The sequence below is a fragment of the uncultured Rikenella sp. genome (genome assembly GCF_947628055.1).
In the GTDB taxonomy this organism is placed as follows: Bacteria; Bacteroidota; Bacteroidia; order Bacteroidales; family Rikenellaceae; genus Rikenella.
The window spans coordinates 1-11081 of record NZ_CANQYJ010000079.1 but is presented as its reverse complement, the minus strand read 5'-3'; the positions used below and the strand labels follow the sequence as shown (position 1 = coordinate 11081).

The 11081-nt window shown below is 61.8% G+C and carries 6 protein-coding genes and 1 riboswitch; all 6 genes read left to right on the top strand.

All coding sequences use genetic code 11. The annotated features are described in order from the left end of the window. On the top strand, positions 1–180 hold a 180-nt coding region (locus Q0Z93_RS07725; RefSeq protein WP_298064346.1), incomplete at its 5' end, for a hypothetical protein. Between the two features lie 365 nt (positions 181–545). Continuing rightward, positions 546–2078, top strand: a complete 1533-nt coding sequence (locus Q0Z93_RS07720; RefSeq protein WP_298064345.1) for a DUF6850 family outer membrane beta-barrel protein — start codon at positions 546–548, stop codon at positions 2076–2078. Positions 2079–2187: 109 nt separating this feature from the next. Continuing rightward, positions 2188–2429: riboswitch (cobalamin riboswitch) on the top strand. A 278-nt stretch (positions 2430–2707) separates the two neighbouring features. Next, positions 2708–3709 (top strand): DUF5074 domain-containing protein, encoded by a 1002-nt coding sequence (locus tag Q0Z93_RS07715; RefSeq protein WP_298064344.1) that lies wholly within the window; start codon positions 2708–2710, stop codon positions 3707–3709. Between the two features lie 240 nt (positions 3710–3949). After that, the gene (locus tag Q0Z93_RS07710; protein WP_298064343.1) at positions 3950–5974 is read left to right on the top strand and encodes a TonB-dependent receptor; all 2025 of its coding nucleotides are present in this window, start codon (positions 3950–3952) and stop codon (positions 5972–5974) included. 141 nt (positions 5975–6115) lie between these two features. Continuing rightward, entirely contained in the window at positions 6116–8455 is a 2340-nt protein-coding gene (locus tag Q0Z93_RS07705; RefSeq protein ID WP_298064341.1) for a glycoside hydrolase family 20 protein, read from the top strand. Between the two features lie 12 nt (positions 8456–8467). Next, the gene (locus Q0Z93_RS07700) at positions 8468–10270 is read left to right on the top strand and encodes a glycoside hydrolase domain-containing protein (protein WP_298064339.1); all 1803 of its coding nucleotides are present in this window, start codon (positions 8468–8470) and stop codon (positions 10268–10270) included. Positions 10271–11081 lie beyond the last annotated feature (811 nt).

Sequence of the window (11081 nt, the reverse complement as noted above, 5' to 3'; positions counted from 1 at the left end):
GGCCCCCCGCGGCCTGAGCGGGAGGAGAAGAAAAAACTCTACCCCCGGCGAGGGAACGCCCACCGGCCCGAGGCAATTATCAAAGAAAAAAGCCTCTGCGGCATGAGCGGTGAAGTGAAAAAAGTGCCCGCCCGGCAGGAGGGCAATGAAGAAAAAGCCCTGCCGGCTCGAGACGGCTAAGAAAAGTGCCCCCGCGGCATGAGCGAAGCTCGCCCTGTTCTCCGAACCGGATTTCTGCCAGCGCGTGAGTAAAGAATGATTCTGAATCGTACCGGGTCGCCGCCAGCGGAGAGAGCAACGAGCTCCGCCGAAGTTGCTCGCGCCGCGTGGGGTGGCGGCGACTCGCGCGACCCGTTGGATCGCGGTTTATTTGGCTTCCGACAGAGAAACGGCCGGAGCCAGCGGGGCTTTGGGATAGAGGCGGCCAATAAAACAGCCAACGGCTGCGGCTCGAGTGCCGAGCGGCACCCGGCTCGAGGCGACCAAAAGACTACACTGTTTCCCGGTGCACACGAAGCACATACCGAGTTAAAACATTTCGAACCGTGAGCTATTTCCGATCTTATTTCCTGTGCGCCCTTTATTTGCCGATTATCACCGACACAGCGGCACAGCCAGTCGACAGCCTGCCGCTCTTCCGCCGGATCATGCTCGACGCATCGCCCGCACAGGCATTGCCCGCCGCGATTTTACGGAATCCGGCCGCTATGCGGTTCCGGCAGGACTACCCACTCTCCGAACTTTCGGTCAGTTACGAAGACACCCGTCGAGGAGATGCAGCCTTGTCGCAGCAAGGTAACGGATACGGTGGATTCGGTTTCGCCGCCCGGTCATTCGTGCCCACCGGTGCGAGAGGGAGCGCTTTCGGCGAAGCAGGCTACTCGAACGGCACCCGCCGCAATGTGCAGTGGAGCGAAACAGCCGACATCGAGTGGCTCTACCCCTATCTGACCGCCGATTCGGCGGGCGGGAGCCTGACATCGGAAACCTACCGGTTCTCGGGCGGATACGCCCATACCGTCGGCCAGTGGACGTGGGCGGCCCAGCTCGCTTACCGGGCCATGCTCGAATACCGCGAAATCGACCCCCGGCCCCGGAACGTAGTTTCCGACCTGCAAGGATCGCTGGCCGCCGCCCGGAGCGCAGGTGCGGATTATCAAATCGCGTTGGCCGTGCGCGGACGTAAATACGGACAGCGAGGCGACATCGACTTCTACAACGAAATGAACCAGGCCACCATCTATCACCTCACCGGCCTTGGCATGGATTACGTACGGTTCGCGGGCGTGCAGACCGATGCGTACTATTCGGGATGGGGAGCCGGCGGATCGATCGATTTTTTTCCGGCATCGCGCAACGGTTTCTCGGTTTCCGCAGCCTACGACTATTTCACCTTCCGCAAAGAGATGACCGGAATGAACAACCTGCCGTTAGTATCGGCAGACGATCATGCAGCGAACGTCCAGCTTTCGTATACTGCCTCGGAAACGGAACTGGCCTGGGGCGCGACAGCCGGGGCTTGTTACCGGCACCGCACCGGCACGGAACACATCTTCGGCGACCCGGCCGGCAACATCTATCCGCAGATAGGCAGCAACGAAGCGTACACCAGCCGGATCGCGAACGGGACCCTGTCGGGTTTCGTGGGCAGCCTGCCCGCAGCACGCACAGTCTGGTGGGTGGAGCCGTCGGTTTCGTACCTCGATTTCCAGTCCGAATATGCGCCGGCCCGGCGGGAGATGTCGTTCTCGCGCTGGCAGGCCGGCGTGGACGGGACAGTGATGCGGACCTGGCGGCGGTGGATGCTGCGGGCCGAGGCCGGGGCCTCCCGTTCGGGGAAAATAAAAGGCATCCTCTCTTTGCCCGGAGCCGACTTCAGCACATCGCGCATCCGGTCGCTGCGGGACGATTACCGGTATCTGACAGACAGCTTCACCCGTGTCCGGATAGAGTTGCAAGTCGATTGCCGGGTCGGAAACGAACGGGCGCTGTTCGTCCGCGGCGGCTGGACACGCGACTGGTTCCGGGAGAGCGGAACGGCCGACGGGTGGACGGTCGGCGTCGGATTCGGATTCTGACGGATTTTTCGCAGCGAGGAGAGCGGTTTAAGCGAGACCTTCGTCCGGATGTATCCGCCGTCGCCGGCTCGGTCGAACCCGAAATTTGGGGATTCCGCCTGAAAAATATTACATTTGCTCCTGCGACGGTTCCGAATGCGGCCCGCGGAATCACATTCCGCTTCGGGTCCCGGATGAAAAGGGAACCGGGTGAGAATCCCGGACAGTTCCCGCTGCTGTAAGTTCCGGCTTCCCCCCTTCTTTTCGGGAAGCCTCCGCACCCGGCTTTCTTTGCCACTGGCCCCCTGCGGGCCGGGAAGGCGCCGGGTGCCGGAACAAGTCAGAAGACCTGCCTTCGCCCAACCCCCTTTCCCCGATCGGCGACCTACGGCGAATAGGCTCGAACCCCACCGGAACATCCGCTTCGTTTCCGCGTTGTGTTTTTTCCTTTTCCTGCGGCAGTCCGTTCGGTTTCGCAACACGAACCGATGAGAAAACACTCCGGAAATACGGCCGCATACTCAGCCCGCATTCACCTCCCGAAGCGGCCCCTACTTTCAGGTGCAAGGCCGGCGGGCAGCTCTCTGCGATCCGCTGCCCTGCGGCGGATTTCGATCGGCCTGTTTCTTCTGCTCGGGTTCGGCTCGTGCATGGACTACGGCCCGATGGACGAAGAAGACTTCAGCGGCTCTTCGCCCGCCGGCGACGGCGTGTTCGTCCTGTGCGAAGGCAACTTCATGTACGGCAACGCCACCCTCTCCTACTATATCCCGAGCAAAAAGCGGGTGCAGAACGATATTTTTTCGCGCGCCAACGGCATCGCATTGGGCGACGTGGCCCAGTCGATGGCCCTTCACGACAGCCGAGGGTACCTCGTCATCAACAATTCCGGCGTCATTTTCGCGATCGACACCGATACTTTTCGCGTGGTCGGCACCCTGACGGGGCTGGTGTCGCCGCGCTATGTCCATTTCGTGAGCGACACCAAAGCCTATGTCACCGACCTGTACGATTCCCGCATCACGGTGTTCGATCCGCGGACGCTCGAAATTACAGGCCATATCCCGCTCCCCGGCCACAAATCGGCCGAACGGATGGTGCAACGGGGCGACACGGTTTTCACCAACTGCTGGTCGTACGACAACAAGATACTGGCGATCGATGTCCGGCGGGACGAAGTGGTCGATTCGGTCACAGTCGGGATCCAGCCCAACTCGCTCGCGATAGACCGCTACGGCAAGTTATGGGCCGTCACCGACGGCGGGTACGAGGGGAGCCCATACGGGCACGAAGCCCCCGCCTTGTGGCGGATCGACGCGGAAACTTTGCGGATCGAGCGGCGGTTCGACCTGCCGATGGGCGCCCTGCCGTCGGAGCTGTCGCTGAACGGCGCCGGCGACACCCTTTATTTCCTCGACCGGGGAGTGTGGCGGATGCCGGTGGAGGCGGAGGCGCTGCCGGCGGCGGCATTCATTCCCTATGGCGGGACAATCTATTACGGACTGGGGGTCGATCCGCGCTCCTCGGAGATTTACGTGGCCGACGCGATCGACTACGTACAGCCGGGGGTCGTTTACCGTTTCACGCCGCAAGGCGCAGCCGTCGACACTTTCCGGGTGGGGATCGTGCCGGGGGCGTTTTGTTTCAAGTAGGGGATGGGGATGCTGAACAGACATAAAATCGGGCGACGACCCGCAAACCAGAAGTCCCGGGAGCCGGCGGCGGAGGGGTTTCGGGGTACGTACAGCCTTTTTCGACAGCCGCCCCAACCGATTCCTGCGCCAGCGGCCGGGCCGCAGCCCCCGGCAGCGGAGGCCCGCAACAGGTCGCTCCCGCGGCACGATTATCCGGTCTCCGCGGGCTGCGGACGCAGGCTGGCTCTACTTGTTCTGTTGTTTCTCCCCCTTGCCGTCCCCGCACAGGAGCGCACGCTCCGCACCGATCCGGTGACCGTGCGGGCGCAGCGCGCCCTGCGTGACATCGGAGCCCAGAAAACCCCGCTCGACACGACTGTCCTGCGCGAAAACATCGCCCGTTCGCTGGCCGACGTGCTGTCGCAGAGCACCTCCGTCTTCATCAAATCCTACGGCCGCGGATCGCTGGCCACCGCATCGGTGCGCGGCACCGCGCCCTCGCACACCCAAGTGACGTGGAACGGGATGAAACTCAACTCGCCGATGCTCGGCATGGTCGATTTCTCGCTGATCCCCTCGTATCTGATCGACGACGCCGGCCTCTACCTCGGCGCCAGCTCGGTGGGCGTGACGGGAGGCGGGCTCGGCGGCGCCGTATTCTTAGGCACCCGGCCGGTGCAGGAAGAGGGTTTCGGGTTGCGTTACATCCAGGGGATCGGCAGTTTCGACACCTACGACGAATTTCTGCGCCTGACAGGGGGAGGGCGGAAGTGGCGGACCTCCACGCGTCTCTACTGGGCCTCGTCCGACAACGATTTCAAGTACACGAATTACCGGAAAAAGGTCTACGAAACGGACGGACAGGGGCAGATTACCGGTTTCCATTACCCCGTGGAGCGCAACCGGAACGGCGAATACCGGGATTTCCACGTCGTCCAGGACTTGTTTTACGACACCGGCAACGGCAGCCGGTGGGGGCTGTCGGTATGGTATCTCGCCTCGCGGCGCGGCATCCCGATGCTGAACGTCGATTACAAGACCGACAACCGCAGCCGGAACCGGCAGGACGAACGGACGCTCCGGGCCGTGGCGACATGGGATCGGCTCCGGGAAAAACTGAAGCTGAGCGCCCGCGCGGGATATACCTACACCGACATGCGATACCGGTATTGGGGCGATCCGGGCGGCGGCGAGCCGTTAGTGGAGATGATCCGTTCGCAGAGCTACGTGAATACCGTGTACGGCGAATTTAGCGCCGACTATTACTTGGGGAAAAAGTGGCTTTTTACGGGCAAGATAACCGCCGCCCAGCATTTCGTGCGGAGCTCCGACCGCACGGTGAACACCCCGGCGGGCGGACAGGCGGCGGTGGGCTACGACGAAGCCCGGCTCGAGCTGTCGGGTTTCGCGGGCGTCAAGTACCGGCCGACGGAGCGGTTCGGCGTGGGGCTCGACCTGCGCGAAGAGCTGTGGGGCCGACGCACCACGCCGCTGATCCCCGCCCTTTTCGCCGATTTTCTCCTGTCGCGGAAAGGGAACGTGATGCTGAAAGCCTCCGCCGCCCGGAACTACCGCTATCCGACCCTCAACGACCTCTATTTCATGCCGGGCGGCAACGATTCGCTCCGCAGCGAGCGGGGCTGGACATACGATGCGGGGGTCGAGTTCACCGTGGGCGACCTGCGGTTGGAACGGCACCGCGTGGGTTTCCGGGGCGAGGCGACGGTCTACAATTCGTGGATCGACGACTGGATCGCCTGGCTGCCTACTTTCAAAGGATTCTGGTCGCCGGTCAATGTCCGGAAAGTGCATGCCTACGGATTGGAGGCGAAGGCCCGTTTAGCGGCGGATTTAGGGCGGGGCTGGCGCCTCGGGATCGACGGCAACTTCGCCGTCACCCATTCGGTCAACCACGGCGACCCGCAGAACTGGGCCGACGAGTCGATCGGCAAACAATTGGTCTACATTCCGGTCTATTCCGCGGCAGCGGCGGGGCGGCTCACGTGGCGGTCGTGGACGCTGCTCTACCGATGGAACTACTACAGCGAACGCTACACCACCTCGAGCAACGAAACGACCGCGAGGTTGGGGGTGCTGGCGCCGTATTTCATGAACGACGTCTCGTTGGAGAAACGGTTCTCGTTCCGCTGGGCGGAGCTCTCCGTTAAAGCGACGGTCGATAATCTGTTCGACGAGGAGTACGAATCGGTGCTTTCGCGACCGATGGCCGGGCGCAGCTACGGCTTTTTCATCGGCTTCTCGCCGCGCTGGGGCGGCAGATAGAAAGCGGGGGCGGCTGTTTATTGCCGGGAAGGGTGCGTATTCTCGCTAAGAATCGTTAGCTTTGTATTTTAACGGGGTGCCTCTTTGCCGGAACCCCGCTTGCAGTCGTTGCGAATTACTAACCTCAAATACTCTTACCGAATGAATCCTATCCATCGATTGTTGGGGACGGCGATTGTGGCCGGAGCCCTCGTCTCCTGCTCGTCCGGAACCGTTCAGAAAGCCGATTATCAGGTCATTCCGCTGCCGCAGCAGATTACGGCGGTGGAGGGTGCCGACTTCCGCCTCGACGAGGGCGTGAAGATTCTCTATCCCGAAGGGAACGAAAAAATGCAGAAAAACGCGGCGTTTCTGGCCGAATACATCGGCCAGATGACCGGTCTGGAGCTCCCCACGGCGGCGGAGAGCGCTGCGGATGGCAAGGGGAATATCGTGCTGGAGCTGGGGCTCGAGGCCGAAAATCCGGAAGCCTACCGCCTCACCGTGAATGCCGACGGGGTGCGGATCGCCGGCGCTTCGGAAGCGGGCGTTTTCTACGGGATACAGACCTTGCGCAAGTCGCTGCCGATTACGGTGAAGACCGGCGGAACAGTCGCGCTGCCGGCTGTCGAAGTCGACGACCGGCCCCGGTTCGCTTACCGCGGGACGCATCTCGATGTGAGCCGCCATTTCATCGGCGTCGATTCCGTGAAGCGGTTTATCGACATCTTAGCTTTGCACAACATCAACCGGTTCCACTGGCACCTGACGGATGACCAGGGGTGGCGGATCGAAATCAAAGGGCGGCCGGAGCTGACCGCGGTCGGTTCGCAGCGCAAGGCGACCGTCATCGGACACAACAGCGGCCGGTACGACAGTATTCCTTACGGCGGGTTCTACACGCAGGACGAGGCCCGGGAGATCGTGGCCTATGCCGCCGACCGGCACATTACGGTGATCCCGGAGATCGACCTGCCGGGCCATATGCTGGCCGCGCTGACCGCTTATCCGGAACTGGGCTGTACCGGCGGGCCGTACGAGGTGTGGGGGCAGTGGGGCGTGTCGGAAGATGTGCTGTGCGCGGGGAACGACGCGACGCTGCAATTCATCGACGAGGTACTGGCGGAAATTATCGACATTTTCCCGAGCGAATACATTCATGTGGGGGGCGACGAGTGTCCGAAAGTGCGGTGGGAGGCTTGCCCGAAGTGCCAGGCGCGGATCCGGGCTTTAGGCCTCAAGGACGACGCGAAACATACTGCGGAGGAGTACTTGCAGAGCTTCGTCATCAACCACGCCGAAAAGTTCCTGAATGCCCGCAGACGGCAGATCATCGGCTGGGACGAGACGCTCGAGGGGGGCTTGGCGCCGAACGCCACGGTGATGAGCTGGCGCGGTGTGGAAGGGGGGATCGAAGCGGCGCGGCAGAAGCATCAGGCGATCATGACCCCGACGACCTACCTCTATTTCGACTACTACCAGAGCAAGGACGTGGAGAACGAACCGATCGCGATCGGAGGCTATGTGCCGGTCGAAATGGTCTACAACTACGAACCGGTGTCGCCGCGCTTGTCGCCGGAGGAGGCGAAGTACATTATCGGCGTGCAGGCGAACATTTGGACGGAGTACATGCCGAATTTCCGGCAGGTGGAATACATGGCATTGCCTCGTCTGGCGGCGCTGGCCGAAATCCAGTGGACCGATCCGAGCCTGAAGAATTACGAACGGTTTCTGGCGCGGCTGCCGCAATTGGTGCGGATTTACGACTTGCTGGGGTATAACTATGCGACGCATGTGTTCGATGTGAATGTCTCGTTCGTGCCGAACGCTTCGGAGGGGGTGTTGGATGTGGCGATGAAGGCGATCGACGGGGCGCCGATCCACTACACGACGGACGGCAGCGAACCGACGGCTGACTCGCCGCGGTACACGGATACGGTGAAGATCGCCGAACCGTGCACGCTGAAAGCGGTGGTGGTGCGGCCGAACGGAAACAGCCGGGTCTTCACGGAAGAGATCGCTTTCAACAAGGCGAGCATGAAGCCGATCGCGATGCTGCAGCCGATCAACAAGCAGTACGAGTATGCGGGGGCGGGGACGCTGGTGGACGGCCTCAAAGGCAACGGGAATTACAAGACGGGGCGGTGGATCGCGTTCTGGCAGAACGACATGGAGGCAGTGATCGACTTGCTCCGACCGACGGAGGTGTCGCGGGCGCAGATCGAGACGTGTGTGGTGAAGGGGGATTGGGTGTTCGATGCGCGCTATCTCGGGGTGTCGGTTTCGGACGACGGCGAGACGTTCCGGCCGGTGGCCGAGGCGGACTATCCGGTGATGACGGCGGCGGATCGCGACGGGGTCTATGAACATGCACTGACGTTCGAGCCGGTGACGGCGCGATATGTCAAGGTCGTGGTTCGTCCGGAACACGGTATGCCTGCCTGGCATCCGGGGGCGGGAAGCCCGGCGTTCGTCTTTATCGACGAGATCAGCCTGAACTAACCTGACATATTGATGAGACAGACGCTTATTCTTTGCGCCTTGCTTTTAAGCGGGTCTTTATACACCTCGGCACAGACAGCCGCTCCGGTTTCGGCCGGAAAATATCCGCTCGGGGATTATACCGAGCTGACCGACACCAAACCCCATGACGGGGCGGAGGTGTGGTCGCGGATGAAAAAGCCGGTGGAACTGGCGTGGGGAAATACCGACACCCGCTATAAGAAGCTGGATGTGCCGAAGGCGGTGGACTTGACGTCGGCTGTGTGGCGTGCGAAGGCTTGGCGCGGCGAGCGGATTAACGGGCAGGCCGTGCTGTGGAGCCAGATTGCTTTGGAGGATGTGACGGTGACTGTCAGCGACTTGCGCAGCCGCGGCGGGGCGATCATACCTGCCGGGAAGGTTTCTGCCAATTTCGTGCGCTACGTGATGACCGACGAGCTGAACAAGGACGGCAAGGGGGGCTGCGGCCATCGGCCGAAGGCTTCCGACTGGGATTCGTCGGTGGTGGCCGATGTGATCGACACGGTGAGCGTTCGGGATTTGCAGCCTTGTTCGGCGCAACCGGTGTGGGTGAACATCTGGGTGCCGCGGGAGGCGCAACCGGGATTATACAAGGGGGTGATTACCGTGTCCGGCAAGAACCTCAAGCCGATGAAGCTCGCTATGCAGGTCGATGTAGTGGATCGCACTTTGCCGAAGCCGGAGGAGTGGAAGTTCCACCTCGACCTGTGGCAGAATCCGTATGCGGTGGCGCGCTACTGCCGGGTGCCGCTGTGGAGCAAGGCGCATTTCGATGCCATGCGTCCGCTGATGAAGCGGCTCAGGGATGCCGGGCAGAAGGTGGTGACGGCCACGATCATGCACAAACCGTGGGCGGGGCAGACCGAGGATTTCTTCGACAGCATGATCGCCAAAACGAAGAAAATAGACGGCTCGTGGACTTATGACTACACGGTGTTCGACAAGTGGGTGGATTTCATGCTGAACGACGTGGGGATCGACGCGCAGATCGACTGCTACACGATGATTCCGTGGGCTTTGAGCTTCGATTACTTCGACCAGGCGACGGGCCGCGTTTTGTTCGTAGACGCTGCGCCGGGCGACTCGGTCTACACGGGCTACTGGCTGCCGTTCCTCAAGGATTTCTCGCGCCACCTGCGCGAGAGGGGGTGGTTCGACCGGGCGGCCATTTCGATGGACGAACGCCCGATGAGGTCGATGCAGGAGGCGATCAAGCTGATCCGCGAGGCTGATCCGGAGTTCAAGATCACGCTGGCGGGCAATTACCACGATGAGATTCAGGGGGATTTGTACGACCTGAGCATTCCGTATACGCACCGGTTTCCGGAGGCGGTCAGGGCGGAACGGAAGGCCGGGGGGCGGGTCAGTACGGTGTACGTCTGCTGTACCGAGGCTTTTCCGAATACCTTTACCTTTTCGCCTCCGGCGGAGGCGGCTTGGCTGCCGGTGCATGCCGTGGCGGGAGATTACGACGGGCTGCTGCGTTGGACGTATAACAGCTGGACGGATGATCCGCTGCGGGATTCGCGGTTCCGCACGTGGGCTGCGGGAGATTGTTACATCGTCTATCCGGGCGATCGGAGCAGCATCCGTTTCGAGCGGCTGATCGAGGGGATTCAGGATGCGGAGAAAATCCGTATCCTGCGCGAGGTGTTCAAGGCCGAGGGGGCTGACGACAAGCTCGAAGAGCTGGATGAAACGGTGGCCCTCTTTACGCCGGAAGGGCTGGCGAAGTCGCAGATGCAGCCGGAGGAGATGCTGATCCGGTTGCGGTCGCTGCTCAATTCGTTGTAAGGTCGGTTTTTACACTACTGATCGATGGCATGGTCGGAAAGAAATTTTTCTTTCCGACCGTGCTTTTTTACGGGAATCGGATCGGGCTTCCTGTGGGGCGGCGTCCGGCCCGGTGCCGCTCGGCACTCGAGCCGGGCTGGAACTGCCCTTTTGAGGCCGGAGCCAGCGGGGCCGTTTAGGGTAATTACAACCCGGTCGGTGTGCCCGGCGACACCAGGTCTCCGCAGCCGGGGGTTCCGGCCTGACATGGGAAGATCATTGAAATCAACCGTACGGTTAATAAAACGGGTTCGCAGCCTGCGGGGTTGGGGGTAGTTACAGCCCGGATCGAGTGCCGAGCGGCACCGGGCCTCCGCAGGGGGAGGCTGCGGCCCGCCCGGTTCTGCGAACCGGATTTTCACCAACACTTGAGACAAGTATGGTTCCGAAGTACGAGTACGCCCCGGAGCCAGCGGAGGCACAAGTAAGCGTAGCGAACGTTGCGCCCCTCCGCCCGGGGTGGCTCCGGGGCGTCATCGGGAGATCACTGCCGAACCGGATTCCCCCACTGTGCGGAGCCGCCCGTTTCGCGGAATGACATTTTTCTTTGCTGCTCAGGCCTCGGGGCCCTTACTTTTTCATCGCCTCGAGCCCGTGGGACTTTTTTTATAAAAAACTTTTTGGCAGCCCTCATGCCGGGCGGGCACTTTGTTTTCGCTTCACCGCTCATGCCGCGGGGGCACTTTCTTTCTTGGGTGACCAAGAACCGAGCAGCGTACCGAGAGCAGAGACCGCTTGCGGGCTATGCCAAGGCAGCGCGAGGAAGACCGCA